The organism is Blastococcus brunescens (assembly GCF_035320885.1).
In the GTDB taxonomy this organism is placed as follows: Bacteria; Actinomycetota; Actinomycetes; order Mycobacteriales; family Geodermatophilaceae; genus Blastococcus_B; species Blastococcus_B brunescens.
In genome coordinates, this window is sequence record NZ_CP141261.1 from 3,016,738 (window position 1) to 3,032,956 (window position 16,219).

Annotated in this window: 17 protein-coding genes and 2 pseudogenes; 9 read left to right on the top strand and 10 right to left on the bottom strand. The window is 73.3% G+C overall.

Annotated elements, in window-relative coordinates; genetic code table 11:
- Nucleotides 1–42: 42 nt before the first annotated feature.
- A pseudogene (locus U6N30_RS20185) lies at nt 43–1,221 on the bottom strand (MFS transporter); the annotation flags it as partial.
- Nucleotides 1,222–1,281: 60 nt separating this feature from the next.
- On the opposite strand from U6N30_RS20185, the gene U6N30_RS20190 reads away from it, so the two are divergent.
- From U6N30_RS20190 to U6N30_RS20215, 6 genes are all read left to right on the top strand, one after another.
- Nucleotides 1,282–1,779: a DJ-1/PfpI family protein gene (locus U6N30_RS20190; RefSeq protein ID WP_324273691.1), complete on the top strand. Its 498-nt coding sequence runs from the start codon at nt 1,282–1,284 to the stop codon at nt 1,777–1,779.
- Nucleotides 1,758–2,030 (top strand): hypothetical protein, encoded by a 273-nt coding sequence (locus U6N30_RS20195; protein ID WP_324273692.1) that lies wholly within the window; start codon nt 1,758–1,760, stop codon nt 2,028–2,030. Before U6N30_RS20190 ends, U6N30_RS20195 begins: the two co-directional genes overlap by 22 nt.
- Nucleotides 2,027–2,413, top strand: a complete 387-nt coding sequence (locus U6N30_RS20200; protein ID WP_324273693.1) for a helix-turn-helix domain-containing protein — start codon at nt 2,027–2,029, stop codon at nt 2,411–2,413. The genes U6N30_RS20195 and U6N30_RS20200 overlap by 4 nt, the downstream gene beginning before the upstream one ends.
- A 259-nt stretch (nt 2,414–2,672) precedes the next feature.
- On the top strand, nt 2,673–4,583 hold the full coding sequence (locus U6N30_RS20205) for a DEAD/DEAH box helicase (RefSeq protein ID WP_324273694.1): 1,911 nt from the start codon (nt 2,673–2,675) through the stop codon (nt 4,581–4,583).
- Between the two features lie 36 nt (nt 4,584–4,619).
- Entirely contained in the window at nt 4,620–5,105 is a 486-nt protein-coding gene (locus tag U6N30_RS20210) for a cupredoxin domain-containing protein (protein ID WP_324273695.1), read from the top strand.
- Nucleotides 5,105–5,524 (top strand): hypothetical protein, encoded by a 420-nt coding sequence (locus U6N30_RS20215; protein WP_324273696.1) that lies wholly within the window; start codon nt 5,105–5,107, stop codon nt 5,522–5,524. Before U6N30_RS20210 ends, U6N30_RS20215 begins: the two co-directional genes overlap by 1 nt.
- A gap of 106 nt (nt 5,525–5,630) precedes the next feature.
- On the opposite strand, the gene U6N30_RS20220 is transcribed toward U6N30_RS20215, so the two are convergent.
- From U6N30_RS20220 to U6N30_RS34300, 6 genes and pseudogenes are all read right to left on the bottom strand, one after another.
- A complete protein-coding gene (locus tag U6N30_RS20220) occupies nt 5,631–6,638 on the bottom strand; it encodes a sugar phosphate isomerase/epimerase family protein (protein ID WP_324273697.1) in 1,008 nt (335 codons plus the stop codon).
- Nucleotides 6,638–7,087, bottom strand: a complete 450-nt coding sequence (locus U6N30_RS20225) for a Gfo/Idh/MocA family oxidoreductase (protein ID WP_324273698.1) — start codon at nt 7,085–7,087, stop codon at nt 6,638–6,640. Before U6N30_RS20225 ends, U6N30_RS20220 begins: the two co-directional genes overlap by 1 nt.
- A complete protein-coding gene (locus U6N30_RS20230; protein ID WP_324278394.1) occupies nt 7,084–7,830 on the bottom strand; it encodes a Gfo/Idh/MocA family protein in 747 nt (248 codons plus the stop codon). The genes U6N30_RS20225 and U6N30_RS20230 overlap by 4 nt, the downstream gene beginning before the upstream one ends.
- Before the next feature lie 48 nt (nt 7,831–7,878).
- Nucleotides 7,879–8,898 carry a substrate-binding domain-containing protein gene (locus U6N30_RS20235; RefSeq protein ID WP_324273699.1) on the bottom strand — a complete coding sequence of 340 codons (1,020 nt, stop codon included), beginning with the start codon at nt 8,896–8,898 and terminating at the stop codon, nt 7,879–7,881.
- Nucleotides 8,899–9,131: 233 nt separating this feature from the next.
- A complete protein-coding gene (locus tag U6N30_RS20240; RefSeq protein WP_324273700.1) occupies nt 9,132–11,747 on the bottom strand; it encodes an ATP-binding cassette domain-containing protein in 2,616 nt (871 codons plus the stop codon).
- 318 nt (nt 11,748–12,065) lie between these two features.
- Nucleotides 12,066–13,231, bottom strand: a pseudogene (locus U6N30_RS34300) (ROK family protein).
- 162 nt (nt 13,232–13,393) lie between these two features.
- Here U6N30_RS34300 and U6N30_RS20255 point away from each other — a divergent pair.
- Nucleotides 13,394–13,900 carry a hypothetical protein gene (locus U6N30_RS20255; RefSeq protein ID WP_324273701.1) on the top strand — a complete coding sequence of 169 codons (507 nt, stop codon included), beginning with the start codon at nt 13,394–13,396 and terminating at the stop codon, nt 13,898–13,900.
- Between the two features lie 9 nt (nt 13,901–13,909).
- On the opposite strand, the gene U6N30_RS20260 is transcribed toward U6N30_RS20255, so the two are convergent.
- Together U6N30_RS20260 and U6N30_RS20265 are read right to left on the bottom strand one after the other, a co-directional pair.
- Nucleotides 13,910–14,188, bottom strand: coding sequence for a hypothetical protein (locus U6N30_RS20260; protein WP_324273702.1), 279 nt, complete (start codon nt 14,186–14,188; stop codon nt 13,910–13,912).
- Nucleotides 14,185–14,442, bottom strand: a complete 258-nt coding sequence (locus tag U6N30_RS20265; protein WP_324273703.1) for a helix-turn-helix domain-containing protein — start codon at nt 14,440–14,442, stop codon at nt 14,185–14,187. The genes U6N30_RS20260 and U6N30_RS20265 overlap by 4 nt, the downstream gene beginning before the upstream one ends.
- Before the next feature lie 63 nt (nt 14,443–14,505).
- Between U6N30_RS20265 and U6N30_RS20270 the strand changes: the two genes are divergently transcribed.
- Both U6N30_RS20270 and U6N30_RS20275 read left to right on the top strand, forming a co-directional pair.
- The gene (locus U6N30_RS20270; protein WP_324273704.1) at nt 14,506–14,853 is read left to right on the top strand and encodes a hypothetical protein; all 348 of its coding nucleotides are present in this window, start codon (nt 14,506–14,508) and stop codon (nt 14,851–14,853) included.
- 3 nt (nt 14,854–14,856) lie between these two features.
- Nucleotides 14,857–15,774: an alpha/beta hydrolase gene (locus U6N30_RS20275; protein ID WP_324273705.1), complete on the top strand. Its 918-nt coding sequence runs from the start codon at nt 14,857–14,859 to the stop codon at nt 15,772–15,774.
- A gap of 30 nt (nt 15,775–15,804) precedes the next feature.
- Here the strand turns inward: U6N30_RS20275 and U6N30_RS34305 are convergent, their stop codons facing one another.
- On the bottom strand, nt 15,805–16,164 hold the full coding sequence (locus U6N30_RS34305) for a hypothetical protein (protein WP_422677961.1): 360 nt from the start codon (nt 16,162–16,164) through the stop codon (nt 15,805–15,807).
- Nucleotides 16,165–16,219: the final 55 nt, after the last annotated feature.

Here is a 16,219-nt window from a genome sequence, read left to right on the forward strand (position 1 = left end):
GCAGAGCCCGCCGGCGAGGAACCAGGCGAGATCATAGGAGCCGGTGACGTCGCGGATCACCCCGCCGCCGAACGCCGCGACCGCCGCGCCGACCTGGTGGGAGGCGAAGACCCAGCCGAAGACGACGGGGGCGCGGGCGCCGAAGTGCTCCCGGCACAGCGCCAGCGTGGGCGGCACCGTGGCCACCCAGTCCAGCCCGTAGAAGACGATGAAGGCGATCATGCTGACGTGCAGGTCCGGCCCGAACAGGGTGGGCAGCGCGAACAGCGACAGGCCGCGCAACCCGTAGTAGGCCAGGAGCAGCACCCGCGGGTCGACGCGGTCGGTGAGCCAGCCGGAGAAGACCGTGCCGGCGATGTCGAAGAGCCCGACCACCGCCAGCAGCCCGGCCGCCGTCGTCACCGGCATGCCGTGGTCGTGCGCGGCCGGGATGAAGTGCGGCTGCACCAGGCCGTTGGTCGACATCCCGCAGATGAAGAAGCCGGCCGCCAGCAGCCAGAACGGGCGCGACCGCGCGGCGAGGACGAGTCCCTGGACCGCCGCGCGGCCCGCACCGGTACGGACGGGGTCGACGTCGTCGGCCGCCGTTCCGCCGTAGGGGACGACGCCGAGGTCCCGCGGCCGGTCGCGGAGCAGCCAGGCCACCAGCGGCAGGACGGCGAGCGCGGCCGCCGTCGTCCCCAGCGACGCCGCCCGCCAGCCCCACTCCGAGTCGATCCAGGCCACCAGCGGCAGGAAGACCAGCTGCCCGGCCGCGCCGCCGGCGGTGAGGATGCCCGAGACCAACCCGCGCCGGGCGACGAACCAGCGGCCGGTCACCGTCGCGACCAGCGACAGCGCCATCGAGCCGGAGCCCAGTCCGACCAGCACACCCCACAGCAGGACCAGCTGCCAGCTCGCGGTCATGAACACCGTCAGCCCGCTGCCGAGCGCCACCACGAGCAGCGCGGCCATCACCACGCGGCGGATGCCGAACCGCTCCATCAGGGCGGCGGCGAAGGGCGCGGTCAGCCCGTACAGCGCCATGTTGATCGCGACCGCCGCCGAGATGGTCGACACCGACCAGCCGAATTCCGCGCGCAGCGGGTCGATCAGCACACCCGGCACGGCGCGGAAGGCAGCGGCACCTACCAGCGCCAGGAAGGTCACGGCGGCCACCCACCAGGCGGGATGGATCCGGTGCGTGCGCGGTGGGGCGAGGGCGGTCACGGCGGAGAGCATGGCGCACGGCGGACGGGCCGAGTGAGTGGCCGGGCAGCCAACATGTGCAAGGATCCGGCCATGCCGTCCCCCGGTGGGCGATCGGCCCCGCACGAGGTGGCCGTCCTCGCCCTGCCCCGCACCATGGCCTACGAGGTCGGGCTGCCCCACCAGTTCCTCGGCAGCGCCGTGGACGCCGACGGCACCAGGCTCTACCGGGTGCGCGTGGCCAGCCTCGACGGCGGGCCGGTGCGCACCTCGGCCGGCTACTCGCTGCTCCCCGAGCACGACGCCTCGATCCTGGAGACCGCGCAGACCGTCGTCCTCCCGGGCATCCACGGCACCTCCGCCATGACCGACGGGACCGTTCCGGACGAGCTGGCCGACCTGCTGCGCCGCACCGCGGAGCGGTCCCGCCTGGTCTCCATCTGCACCGGCGCCTTCGTCCTCGCAGCGGCGGGCCTGCTCGACGGCCGGCCGGCGACCACCCACTGGCTGCACGCCCCGGCCTTCGCCGCCCTCTTCCCCGCGTGCGCCTCGACCCCGACGTCCTGTTCGTGGACGACGGCGACGTCCTGACCTCCGCCGGCAACGCGGCGGGCATCGATCTCCTCCTGCACGTGATCCGCCGCGACCACGGGGGCGAGGTGGCCAGCCGCGTCGCCCGGCGCAGCGTCGTCGCCCCGTGGCGGGACGGCGGTCAGTCGCAGTTCATCGAGCGGCCGGTGCCCGAGCGCGGCGACTCGGGGACGGCGGCGACGCGCGCGTGGGCGGCCGAGCACCTGGGGATGCGCTCACCCTCGCCGACCTCGCCGCCCACGCGCGGATGAGCGTCCGCACCTTCACCCGGCGCTTCCGCGAGGAGACGGGGCTCTCGGCCAGCCGCTGGCTGGTGCAGCAGCGGGTCGCCCTCGCCCGCCGGCTGCTGGAGTCGACCGACATCCCGGTCGAGCGGGTCGCCCAGCAGTCCGGCTTCGGCACCACGGCCTCGATGCGCCAGCACCTGCACGCCGCGATCGGCGTCGCACCGCTCGCCTACCGCCGCACCTACCGGGGCCGGCCACTCACCCGATGTGACCGGCGACTCCCCAGGGTGGGACCACGCGGCGCGCATCTCTGGTTGAGTACTACGTACCGGCGCCGCCCTCGCTCATCCGGAGCGGCAGGAAACGACGTCGGGCTGAGGCTGCGCCACCTTGGTGCGCCCGGCTGACCGACGTCTCGCCGACGATGCGAGCCCGCCCTGCCCCCGTGCAGACGTGCCGGCGCTCGCTCGACTGCGGTGCTCGTGCGGCCACTCGAACGCCGAAGGACCCCGTGACCTCCTCCATCAGCAACTCCCCCGCCTCCTCCGACGGCGTTCCCCGCCGCCGTCGCGGCGGACGCGGCCGCGGCACCCGCCCGGCCGGCGACCAGCAGGGCCAGAACCAGCACCGCCCGGCGCCCGCCGCCCCGCTCCCGTCGTCGTCCCCGTGGGCGCCGATGCCACCGTCCTGCCCACGGACACCACCTTCGAGGCGCTCGGCGTCCCCGCGCCGCTGGTCGAGGTGCTGACCGGCAGCGGCATCACCGCCCCGTTCCCGATCCAGGTCGCGACGCTGCCCGACAGCCTCGCCGGCCGCGACGTGCTCGGCCGCGGCCGCACCGGCTCCGGCAAGACGCTGGCCTTCAGCCTCCCGCTGGTCGCCCGCCTCTCCGCCTCCGACAGCAAGCGGCAGGCCAAGCGGCCGCGCTCGCTCATCCTGGTGCCGACCCGCGAGCTGGCCAACCAGGTCGCCGCCGTCGTCGACCCCATGGCCCGCGCCCTGGGCATGAAGACGACGACGATCTTCGGCGGCGTCGGCCAGAACCCGCAGGTCCAGGCGCTCGCGCAGGGCGTCGACGTCGTCATCGCCTGCCCCGGCCGGCTCGAGGACCTGATCCAGCAGGGCCACTGCGACCTCGGCGCGATCGAGGTCACCATCCTCGACGAGGCAGACCACATGGCCGACCTGGGCTTCCTGCCCGGGGTCAAGCGGATCATGGACCGCACCCCGAAGGTCGGCCAGCGGATGCTGTTCTCCGCCACGCTGGACAACGGCGTCGACGTCCTGGTCAAGCGCTACCTGTCCAGCCCCGTCACGCACTCGGTCGACCCGGCCGTGGCCCCGGTCAGCACGATGACGCACCACGTGCTGCAGGTGCAGAGCGCCGACAAGGCAGAGGTCGTGCGCCAGCTCGCCTCCGGGCTGGGCCGCAGCGTGCTGTTCACCCGCACCAAGCACCAGGCCAAGAAGCTCGCCAAGCAGCTGACCGCCCAGGGCATCCCGGCGGTCGACCTGCACGGCAACCTCAGCCAGAACGCCCGCGAGCGCAACCTCGAGGCGTTCACCACCGGCGCCAGCCGGGTGCTGTGCGCGACCGACATCGCCGCCCGCGGCATCCACGTCGACGACGTCGCGCTGGTGGTCCACGTCGAGCCGCCGTCGGAGCACAAGGCCTACCTGCACCGCTCGGGCCGCACCGCCCGCGCCGGGGCCGAGGGCGCCGTCGTCACCGTCTCGACGCCCGACCAGGCCGGCGAGGTCCGCAGCCTGGCCCGCCAGGCCGGGATCACCCCGAAGGTCAGCGTTGTCCGCCCGGGTGCACCCGAGATCGAGGCGCTGACCGGCCCGGCCGCCCCTACGTCGAGCCGGCGCCCGTCGTCGAGCAGCCGCAGGGCACCGGCGGCGGCGGACGTCGTCGCAGCGGCGGCTCCGGTCGCGGTTCCTCGGGCGGGGCGTCGTCCTCGGGCGGTCGCAGCGGTTCCGGCGCGGCCAAGACCGGCGGTTCGGGCCGCGCGTCCGGCCCGGCCCGCACGCGCGCCGAGCTGGCGGCTCGCGCCGGCAGCTCGTCGGCCGCGTCCTTCAGCGCCCGTTCCCGCCGCGGCGGTCGCTGACCTCTCGCATCTCGCCCGTCGCCGTCGCACGGACGGCGACGGGCCGGCACTCAGCCCGCCGACGACGGCCGGGCGTTGGACTCGTGTAGCCGTCCCCGTGCCGTTGGACGACCCTCCATGCGTCGCCCGCTCCCCTGAAGAGGGTCGTCACGCGCAGGGCATCCTCCGGGGCGGAGCGCTGCGCCGAACAGGGTCACCGGCTCGTCGCGCGACTACAGCGCCACCCGCGCGGTGGCGTCGCCGTCATGGATGCCGACGACCTCGTCGACCATCAGGGGCAGGACCTGGGCCAGGAACGCGTCGACGTCGTCCACGGAGCTCCCTTCCGGGAGTGCGATGGAGCGCCGTCTGGCGGCGGATCGCCGACCCGACAAGGGACGTCGGGCCGCCTCGGTCGGTCAGCGCTCCACCGAGCCTCTTCCGGCCCGACACGTCCGGAAGGCGGCCGGCGGACGAAGACCGATGAGCGGGAACCGCCGCCATCGACCTCCAGGGAGCCCACGTGTCCGTTCCGAACGTCATCCGTCCCGGTTCCCGGCGCCGGCTGCCGGCCGTCCTCCTCGCCGTCGCGCTGGGTTCGCTGACCGCCTGCGGCGGCAGCGACAGCCCGGACACCGATGGCGCGAGCGCCCCCACCACGCAGGCCCAGCCGAGCGAGGCCGCACCGGCGGCACCCTCGGCACCTTCGGCACCGGCGGCCGAGGGCGACGTGCAGACCGTCACCGCCGTCGAGGAGGACTTCAGCATCTCCGTGGACGCGGAGACGCTGTCCGCCGGCGAGATCGAGATCGAGGTCCGCAACGAGGGCAGTGCCTCCCACGACCTGGTGATCGAGCAGGACGGCGAGGACATCGCCCGCACCGCGGTCATCGAGCCCGGCGCCTCGGAGACCCTGACCGTGACCCTCGAGCCCGGCGAGTACGTCTTCTACTGCTCGATCGCCAACCACCGGGGAATGGGCATGGAACTTCCCGTGACGGTCAGCTGATGCCCGCCGCGACGCTCGACCCACGGGCCCGGTCCGGGACGGCGATCACGGTGCTGCGCATCGGCGGCGCCGCACTCCTGATCGGCATCGCCGTCATCCACGGCTACCTCTGGCAGGCGGGCTACCGCAGCATCGACGTGATCGGGCCGGCGTTCGTGCTCGATACGGTGCTCGGGATCCTCGGCGCGCTGGCCGTCCTCCTGGCGCCGCGCCGGCTGCTGCCCTGGGCCGCCGCGGCCGGTGCGGCGCTGGCCCTGGGCACCCTGGGCGCGCTGGTGCTCTCCACCACCGTCGGACTCTTCGGCTTCGTGGAGTCCACCCAGGCGCAGCTGTGGTGGGAGTCCTTCTGGGTCGAGGCCGCGGCCACCGTCGTCCTCACCGCTCTCGCCGTCCTGGCGTGGCGCGGACGCCGTTCCTGACCCGCCCCACACCCTCCTCCTCACCGTATGGGGTCCTCCCGCACCGTCGACCGTGCGGGAGGACCCCTGACGATCAGGGAACCTGATCATCGACGGGGCCGGCGGGTCAGTTGCCGCTGGCGAAGGCGGCGTCGAACGCCGCGGACGGCGGGTCGAACGCCAGCCGGCGGACGAACTCCAGCGCCTCGGGCGCACCGACCAGCCGGTCCATGCCGGCGTCCTCCCACTCCACCGAGATCGGCCCGTCGTAGCCGATGGTGTTGAGCATCCGGAAGCAGGCCTCCCACGGGACGTCGCCGTGACCGGTGGACACGAAGTCCCAGCCGCGCCGCGGGTCGGCCCAGGGCAGGTGCGAGCCCATCCGGCCGTTGCGGCCGTTGCCCACCTGCTTCTTCGCGTCCTTGCAGTCGACGTGGTAGATCCGGTCCTTGAAATCCCAGATGAAGGAGACCGGGTCGAGGTCCTGCCAGACGAAGTGGCTCGGGTCCCAGTTGAGGCCGAACGCCTCCCGGTGCCCGATGGCCTCCATCGTCGCGACCGTCGTCCAGTAGTCGTAGGCGATCTCCGACGGGTGCACCTCGTGCGCGAACCGCACACCGACCTCGTCGAAGACGTCCAGGATGGGGTTCCAGCGGTCGGCGAAGTCGCGGTAGCCGTCCTCGATCATCGACTCGGGCACCGGCGGGAACATGGCCACGGTCTTCCAGATCTTCGACCCCGTGAAGCCGACGACCGTCTTCACGCCCAGCCGGGCCGCCGCGCGGGCGGTCAGCTTCATCTCCTCGGCCGCCCGCTGCCGGACGCCCTCGGGGTCGCCGTCGCCCCAGACGCGCGGGTGCACCATGCCGCGGTGCCGCTCGTCGATCGGGTCGTCGCACACGGCCTGGCCGTTGAGGTGGTTGGAGATCGCGAAGACCTGCAGGTCGTGCCGCTTCAAGAGCTCCAGGCGCTCCTGCACGTAGGAGTCGTCGTTCACGGCGCGCTCGACGTCGAGATGGTCGCCCCAGCAGGCGATCTCCAGGCCGTCGTAGCCCCACCCGGAGGCCAGCCGGCACATCTCCTCGAACGGCAGGTCGGCCCACTGGCCGGTGAACAGGGTGACGGGACGGGGCATCAGAAGTCTCCTCGGATCTCGGTCCAGCGGGAGCTGTCGGCTGCGCTGCGCTCGACGGCGTCGAGCACCCGCTGCACCTGCAGCCCGTCGGCGAAGGACGGCGCCGGGTCCTCGCCCGCGGCGATGGCGGTGACCAGGTCGACGACCTGGTGGGTGAAGCCGTGCTCGTACCCCAGGCCGTGCCCGGCCGGCCACCAGTTGCCGACGTAGGGGTGCCCGGGCTCGGTGACCACGATGCGGCGGAAGCCTGCGGTCTCGGCGGGCTCGTCGCCGTCGAAGAAGTGCAGGACGTTCATGTCCTCGAAGTCGAACGCGAGGCTGCCGCGCGAGCCGTTGATCTCGATCCGGATGGCGTTCTTCCGGCCGAGCGCGAAGCGGGTCGCCTCGAAGACGCCCAGCGCCCCGCCGGTGAACCGGCCCAGGAACACGGCGGCGTCGTCCACGGTCACGGTGCCGGTGCCCTCACCCCCACGCCGGACAGCGAGCCGGCCGACGCGGGCAGCGGCCGCTCCGTGACGAAGGTCTCCAACGTCGCGCTGACGCCGGTGAGCGCCTGCCCGGTGATGTGCTGCGTGAGGTCGACGACGTGCGCGCCGATGTCGCCGAGCGCGCCCGAGCCGGCCTTGTCCTTCTCCAGCCGCCACGACATCGGGGCGGAGGGGTCGGCGATCCAGTCCTGCAGGTACTGCGCCCGGACGTGCCGGATGTCGCCGAGCCGGCCGTCGGCGACGAGCTGCCGGGCCAGGCCGATCGCCGGCACGCGGCGGTAGGTGAAGCCGACCATCGAGCGGACCCCGCGGGCCGCAGCCTTCGCGGCGGCGTCGGCCATCGCCTCGGCTTCGGCGACCGAGTTGGCCAGGGGCTTCTCGCACAGCACGTGCTTGCCGGCCTCGAGCGCGGCGATCGCGATCTCGGCGTGCGTGTCACCCGGGGTGCAGACGTCGACCAGGTCGACGTCGTCGCGCTCGAGCAGGCGGTGCCAGTCGGTCTCGGTCTCGCGCCAGCCGAGCTTGCCGGCGGCCTCGGTGAGCCGTGCGCGGTCCCGGCCGACCAGGACGGCGAGGTCCGGCCGCAGCGGCAGGTCGAAGAAGTGGGGGCGGTGCGCCAGGCCTGCGAGTGCGCCGCGCCCATGAAGGCGTAGCCGATCAGCCCGATGCCGAGGGTGGAGGTCATGTGCTTCTCCCGGAGGGATGGAGCAGCAGGGGAACGGCGCGCGCTCCCCTGCTGCTCCGTCGGCGGATCAGGACTCGAACGCGCGGTCGATGTAGTCCTCGACGTTCTCGGCCGTGACGACCGGGGCGTTCAGCACGATCTCCCGCGGGACGCCCTGGGAGACCAGGTCCGACAGGCCCTTGCCCTGCGCGATCAGCCGGGCCAGGCGGATGCCGTCGGCGGCCTGGGTGTGCGGGTAGATGACGGTCGCCTGCAGAACGGAGCCGCCCTCCTGGATCGCGCGCATGGCGTTCGCCGAGCCGGCACCGCCGACCATGACGAACTCGTCGCGGCCGGCGTTCTCGATGGCGGCCAGAACGCCGACGCCCTGGTCGTCGTCGTGGTTCCACAGCGCGTCGAGCTGCGGGGCGGCCTGGAGCAGGTTGGCCGCGGCCTCCTCGCCGCCCTCCACGGTGAAGTCCGCCGCGACGCGGTTGTCGACGTCGAGGCCGCAGTCCGACAGCGCGTCGGCGAAGCCCTGGCTGCGGTCCTGGGTGAGCGGCAGCGAGTCGATGCCGGCGATCTCGGCGACGACGGCGTCGGGGTTGTCGCCGACCTGCTCGCAGACGTAGGTGCCCGCGGAGACGCCCATGCCGTAGTTGTCGCCCAGGATGGTGGCGCGGGCGGCGAACGGGCTGTTGAACTCGCGGTCGACGTTGATGACCGGGATGCCGGCCTCCATCGCCTGCAGCGCGACCGGGGTCATCGCGGCGCCGTCGAAGGGCAGCAGCACGATGGCGTCGACACCCTCGTTGATGAAGGTCTCCACCTGGCTGATCTGCGTGCTGACGTCGTTGGTGCCCTCGGCGACCTGGAGGTCGATGTCGTCGTACTCCTCCGCCGCGGCGCGGGCGGCCTCGGTGATGCCGGCCATCCAGCCGTGGTCGGCCGCCGGTGCCGAGAAGCCGATGCGGACGGTCTCGCCCGTCTCGTCGTTGGAGCTGGCCACGTTCTCACCGCCGCCGTCGGAACCGGAGCTCTCCGGCTCGTTGCTGGTGCAGCCGGCGACGAGCACGCCGGCGCCGGCCAGGGCGACCGCGGTGGACATCAGGCGACGGTAGGGGCGCTGCCTCGCTGCAGACATGTATCTCTCCTCGATATGCCTTCTCCGGCGGGTCGCCGGCAGGTTCGGTTGGGACGGGTGGAGGTCAGGGGTGGAGCCGGTGCCGGGGCGGTCGCCGCCCGGAGCGCCGGGAACGCTGGAGCCGCCGGACACCGAGCCGGCCGGGGTGCCCCCGGCGACCGCTCCGCCGGATGACGACTCGCCGGACTTGGAACCGGTCAGCCAGCCGAAACCGCCGCCGCGCCCTCGGCCAGCCGCGACTGCAGCAGGACGGCGAGCACGATGATCAGGCCCTGGGCGACGGCCTGGGCGGAGCTGGACAGGTTGTTGAGCACGAAGACGTTGCCCAGCGTGATGAGGATCAGCACGCCGAGGACGGTGCCGACGATCGTGCCCCGGCCACCGACGAGCAGGGTGCCGCCGATGACGACGGCGGCGATCGCCTGGAGCTCCAGCAGCGTGCCGTGGGTCGAGCTGCCGGTCGTCGTCCGCGCCATGAGCATCACCGCGGCGATGCCGCAGGTGACGCCGGAGAGCACGTACAGCTTGAGGGTGTGCCACTGCACGCGGATGCCGGCCAGCCGCGCGGCCTCGGCGTTGCCGCCGACGGCGAAGGTGTGCCGGCCGAAGGTGGTGCGGTTGAGCAGGATCCAGCCGCCGACCGACACCAGCGCCCAGATGATCACCAGTCCCGGGACGCCGAAGACGTCGCCGCCGAAGAACTCGCGGAAGCCGCGGTCCTGCACGATCTGGGTCCGGCGGTTGGCGATGATCTCGGCCAGTCCGCGGGCGGAGACGAGCATGGCGAGGGTGGCGATGAAGGCCACCAGCCGCCCGTAGGCGATGATGATGCCGTTGATCAGTCCCGCCCCGGCGCCCACGGCGATCGCGGTGAACACCATGACGATCCAGTGGAAGTCCTCGGCCATCTGCTGGGTGGCCAGCGTGGTCGCCCAGACCGACGAGAGCGCGACCAGCGCGCCCACCGACAGATCGATGCCGCCGCCGATGATCACGAAGGTCATGCCGATGCTGACCACACCGACGACGGCCGCCAGCCGCAGGATCGTGAGGACGTTGTCGATGTCGACGAAGCGGTCGGGAGCGGTGACGGCGCCGACGATGCAGAGCAGGCCCAGGGCCACGACGAGACCGATGAGCCGCCCCGCGGGCCCGGCCATGAAGCCGGGCCCCTTGCCGTTCGTTCCTTCGGGCGCGCGGCCCTCCGGCGACGCGGGTGCGTCCGCTCCCCGGTCGTCGCGGTGCTGCCGGTCATGCCACGTCCCCTTCGTGCGGCTGTGCGGTGGCCTGCTGCCGGTCGCCCCGATGGCGGGGCCGACCGTTCCCTCCATGACGAGGTCGAGCACGGCGTGCTCGTCGAGCGCATCGGCCGGTTCCTGGGCCACCACGGCGCCGTCGGAGATCACCAGCACACGATCGGCGAGGCCGAGGACCTCCGGGATCTCGCTGGAGACGACGACCACGGCTACCCCGCGGTCGGCCAGCTCGCGGATCAGCGCGTAGATCTCCGAGCGAGCGCCGACGTCGACGCCACGGGTCGGCTCGTCGAGGAGCAGCACCCGGCACTCGCGCAGCAGCCAGCGGGCGAGCACGACCTTCTGCTGGTTGCCGCCCGACAGGGTCCGCACCTCGCGGGTCACGTCGGCCGGGCGGACGTCGAGGGCCTGGACCTGCTCGCGCGCGGCGTCCTTCTCCGCACCACCGGTGAGGAAGCCGCCCCGGGCGAACCGCGCCAGGCTGGCGATGCTGATGTTGCGGTAGACGGCGTCGCCGAGCAGCAGCGCCTGGCTCTTGCGCTCCTCGGGGGCGAGCCCCACCCCGGCCGACACCGCGGCCGCCACACTGCCCGCGCGCAGCCGCCGGCCGGCCACCGAGACCGTGCCGCCGGTCGCCCGGCGCGCGCCGTAGATCGTCTCGAGGATCTCCGAGCGTCCCGATCCGACGAGCCCGGCGAGCCCGACCACCTCGCCCGGCGCGACGTCGAAGGAGACGCCGTGGAAGGTACCGCTCAGGCCGAGGTCGCGGACCGAGAGCAGCGGCTCGGCCGCAGCGACCGCCCGGCGCTCGGGGAAGACGTACTCGATGTCGCGGCCGGTCATCAGCTCGATGACGCGGCGGGTGGGCGTGTCCTGCGCCGGCAGTCCGGTGGCCACCGTCCGGCCGTCTTTCAGCACGGTGATCCGGTCGCCGACCTGGCGGATCTCCTCCAGCCGATGGGAGATGTAGACGACCGCGACCCCGTCGCGTCCCAGGTCCCGGATGACCTCGAACAGGTGCTGGACCTCCTCGTTGTCGAGCACGGCCGAGGGCTCGTCCATGACGATCAACTTGGCGTCCTGGGACAGTGCCCGGGCGATGCTGACCATCTGCTGGGCGGCGGCGGGCAGTGAGCCGACCTCGGCGGTGGGCCGGATCTCCGGGTGGCCGAGGCGGGTCAGCAGCGCACCGGCGGCCTCGTTCGCCGGTGCCGGGCGGGCGATGCCGAACCGCGAGCGCTCGCGCCCCAGGAAGATGTTGTCGGCCACGGTGAGGCCGGAGACCAGGTCCAGCTCCTGGTAGATGGTGGCGATGCCCAGCGACATCGCGACCTGGGGGTTCTTGAGCTGCACCTGCTCGCCGCGCCAGGTGATCGTGCCCGCATCGGGCTGGTGGGCACCGGCCAGCACCTTGATCAGCGTCGACTTGCCGGCGCCGTTCTGGCCGAGCAGGCAGTGCACCTCGCCGGACCGGACGTCGAGGTCGACGCCGTCCAGGGCGCGGACGCCCGGGAACGTCTTGACGATGCCGTGCATCTCGAGCAGCGGGGCGGTCACCAGCCGGCCCCTGCCCACGACTGCGCGGCGACCCTGCGGTCAGCCAGTACGTCGTTCACGTCACCACCCGGGACTTTTGCTCATCGTTGACCATTAGTCGGCGCAGGCGTGAACATATGTCCGACGTCACAGCGGGTCAAGGGTGCAGGACCGGGGTTACCGAACCGAGATGCGATGACACTGCGGTCCTCCGTACCGCACCGCGGCCAGGTGCCGCCCTCTGGTGCGTCGAGCCGCTGCGTCGCGCCTGCGCGGACCCCTCCGGGGCACTCGGCGCGACCGTGCCCAGCGACCGAGCCGCCGTGCCGTCCTGCGGACCTACCGCGCCAGGGCGTCCACGACGGAGTCCTCGTCGAGGTACTCCTCGATGGCCATCAGGGCCGCGCCCACCCGCCCGGAGAGGTCGGGGGCGTCGCTCACCGTGATCTCCAGCGCGCGGGCGGCCAGCGGCATGGAACGGCGGTAGACCGCCTCCCGGATGCCGGCCAGCAGCGGGGCGCCGGCCTGGGCGACCCCGCCGGTCATCACGATGCGGTGCGGGTTGAAGAAGTTCACCAGCGCGGCGAGCACGGTGCCGATCGTCCGGCCGGCATCCCGGACCAGCTCGAGCGCGGGACCGTCGCCCTGGGCGGCCAGCTCGACGACGTCCCGCGTGCTGCTGACCGGCAGGCCCGCGGCGGTCGCGTCGCGCAGCAGCGCCCCGCCGCCGGCGATCGCCTCGAGGCAGTTCTCGTTGCCGCAGCGGCAGAGCACGGTGCGCCCGTCGGCGGGTTGCACGTAGATGTGGCCGATGTCCCCGGCGCTGCCCTGCGCCCCCGGTACACCCGCCCGTCGACGATCACCCCGCAGCCGATGCCGGTCCCGACCTTGACGACGAGGACGTCCTGGACCGAACCGGCGATGCCCATCTCGCCCAGCGCCATGACGTTCACGTCGTTGTCGACGTACACGGGGCACTCGTAGCGCCCGAACGCGCTGGGGATCGGGTAGTCGTGCCAGCCCGGCATGATCGGCGGGTGGGAGGGCCGCCCGGTCGAGAACTCCACCGGCCCGGGGACTCCGACGCCGACCGCGCAGACGTCGGCGGGGGTGAGCCCGGCCTCGGCGAGCACGAGCTGGGCCAGCCGGTCCACCTCGGCCAGGACGACGCCCGGCCCGTCGGCGATGTCGATCGGGTGGCCGACGGTGGCGAGGATGCGGGCCGACAGGTCGGTGACCGCGACGTCGACGCTGGTCACTCCCAGATCCACGGCCAGGGCACAGCCCGCACCGCTGTTGAACCGCAGCAGGGTGGGCGGACGGCCACCGGTGCTCCAGCCCCGGCCGCCCTCCTCCAGGAGCTTGGCCGCGATGAGCTGGTCCACCCGCGCGCTCACGGTGTTCCGGGAGGCGCCGGTCAGCGCGACGAGCTCGGCGCGGCTGCGGGCACGCCCGGTCCGCACGTGCCGCAGCAGTGCGCCGGCCGAGGCAGAGGTGGACGCCACGGCGCCATAGTGGCACGCGGGAGCCGCGGCACCGACGCCCTCGGGGGTCGCTCACCTCGACGAGGTGGGCCCGCCGTGAACGGTTGGCCGGCGGACCGGTGGGCACTGTCCGGGACGACGCACCACCTGGTCGCACGCTCAACGACATTGCGAGGTACTGCCATGGGTCTGCCCATCACCCTGTCCGAGATCGCTCCCCGGATCTCCGCCGGCGCGTTCATCCTCAACAGCGGACTCGGCAAGCGCGGCGCGGACGCCGAGGCCGCGGCCGGGATGCACGGCTTCGCCGCCGGCACCTATCCGTTCCTCAAGTCCGTTCCGCCACAGCAGTTCGTGCAGGGGCTGGCGACGGCAGAGATCGTGCTGGGCGCTGCACTGCTGACGCCCTTCGTGCCGACCTTCGCGGCCGGTGCTGCCCTGACCGCCTTCTCCGGCGGCCTCCTGGGGCTCTACCTGAGGACGCCGGGCATGCGGAAGCCGGGCAGCCTCGCGCCGACCGAGCAGGGCCTGTCCATCGCGAAGGACAGCTGGCTGGTCGGCATCGGGATCGGGCTGATGACCCGCGGGCTGATCGAGCGCCGGCCGCGGGTGACGGTCAAGAAGGCCAACAAGCTGGCGAAGAAGGAGGCGAAGGCGGCCGCTCGCCAGGCCCGCCGCGACGCGCGCTGAGACCGCGGATCAGTCCGCCGGCAGGTGCACGGTGGTGACCGTGCGGCGGCGGCGGAGCCCGTCCGGCCGGTTGTCCAGCCGCCCGCGCAGGACGTTCCCCAGGTCGGCGACCATCTCGTCGAACTCGTCGTCGGTGACCCACACCGCGGCCTGCCGGTACCCCACCCGGTCAGCGGCGAGGTCCGGTGCCCCTCCGTCGTCGGCGGCGCGCGTGACGTAACGGTCGAAGTCGGCCATGAGCGCAGCCGCGAAGCTGGTGAACGCCCGGCGGTGCTGGTCGGCCGTCATCGTCGCGGCGTCCTCGACCGACGCCGCGGCGACATCGAGCCGGTAGCTGCGCTCCGCCGCACCTCGCACCTTCCGCTCCCCACGACGGTGAGCACGCCGGCGTCGGCGAGCACGCCGACGTGCCGGTACAGCGACGCGGTCGGCACGTCCGGTAGCTCCGCACGCAGGTCGGACGTCGTCAGCGTCCGGTCACCGAGGAACGCCTGCACGACGCGCAGGCGGACGGGGTGGAGCAGCAGATCCGCGCTCGGCACGATGCCCCCTCTCGACCGTTCTCATGTTTGACAGCATTCTCAGCATCGAGAATAGTGGGGTGCATGGCCACCGTGCAACTGACGCCCACCACCGCGACCGTGCGCTTCACCCGTGCGGAGAAGATCGCCGGACTCCTCCGCGACGTCACCTTCCCTCGCGACGCCGTTCGCGGCGCCGAGCTGGTGCCCGATCCCCTCGCGGCCACGCGCGGGATCCGCGCACCCGGGCTGGGACTCCCGGGCCTGCGCAAGATCGGCACCTTGCGACGCCCCGGCGAGCGCACCCTCGTCTGCGTGCGCCGGGATCAGCCCGCGGTCCGGGTGGAGCTGGTCGGCGCGCGGTACGACACCCTGCTGCTGGGTTCCGACGACGCCGCGGCGCTCGTCGAGGCCCTCGACCCGGCGGCCTGAACCGTGCGCGAGCTGCCACTGCACGTTGCCGGCGAGTACCCGCTGAACGGCACGCTGACGCTGCCCGACGGCCGCCTGCCCGCCCCCGCGGTGGTCATCGCGTCAGGCTCGGGACCGCTCGACCGCGACTCCAACCACCGCCGCGCGCGGTTCGACGTCGCCCACCAGCTGGCCGCGGCGCTGGCGGCCGGTGGCCTGGCCTCCCTCCGCTACGACAAGCGCGGCGTCGGGGAGAGCCCCGGCGACTGGCGGACGGTGGGGTTGCACGACAACGTCGACGACCTCGCGCGGGCCCGGGACGCCCTGGCCGCCCGTCCGGAGGTCGACGCCGACCGGATCCTGCTGGCCGGCCACAGCGAAGGGGCGATCCTGGCGGCAGCGCTCGCCGCCCGCGGGGTCCCGGCGGCGGGTCTCGTGCTGCTGTCGATGAGCGCCACCCCCGGGGCCGAGCTGCTGCGCTGGCAGGCTCGGCGGATCGCCCCGACCCTGCCCCGCCCGGTCCGTGGGCTGCTGCGCCTGCTCCGGGTCGACCTGGAGCGGAAGGTCGCCGGCAACCACGACCGGATCCGTGCCACCACGGGCGACGTCGCCCGGATCGGCGGGGCGAGGATCAACGCGCGCTGGCACCGCGAGTTCCTGGCGCACGACCCGCGCGAGGACCTCCGCCGCCTGACCGTCCCGGTCCTGGCACTGACCGGCGGAAAGGACCTTCAGGTGGACCCGGCACACCTGGCCACCATCGAGGCGACCGTGCCGGGAGGCGCCACGACCGCGCTGCCCCCGGACCTGACCCACACCCTGCGCCGCCAGCCGGGGCCGCCGTCGATGGGCGCCTATCGACGGGAACTGCGCCAGCCCGTGGACGCCGACCTGCTGGGCACCGTGGTCCGGTGGTGCCGCGAGATCACCGGCCTCGGCTGACGGGCACGACGACAGGCCTTCCCCGGGTACTCAAATGTTGGAGCATCCGGTCGAGCGCGGTCGCGCCACCCTGGGGCGACCGTCCTCCTCCCAGGAGGCCGCCGTGACCCATCGGACCCGTCCCGCCCGGCTCGGCGTCGCGGCCCTGCTGGCCGCGGGGCTCACCGCGTGCGGCGGATCCGACGATCCCGGGTCCGAGCCCGAGTCCACCGTCGTCACCGATCCCGCCCAATCGTTGCCGAGCCAGCCGGGCGACTCCGGCCAGACCTCGGCATCGACCTCCCCGGGCGAGCAGGAGACGGAGGCGGTCGGCGCCGCGCTGGTCGACTTCGCCGTCGAACTGGACGAGGACAGCTTCTCCGCGGGCCCCCACGAGTTCACCATCGCCAACGAGGGAGCTCGACCCACGACTTCGTGGTCGAACGGGACGGCGAGACCGTTGCCG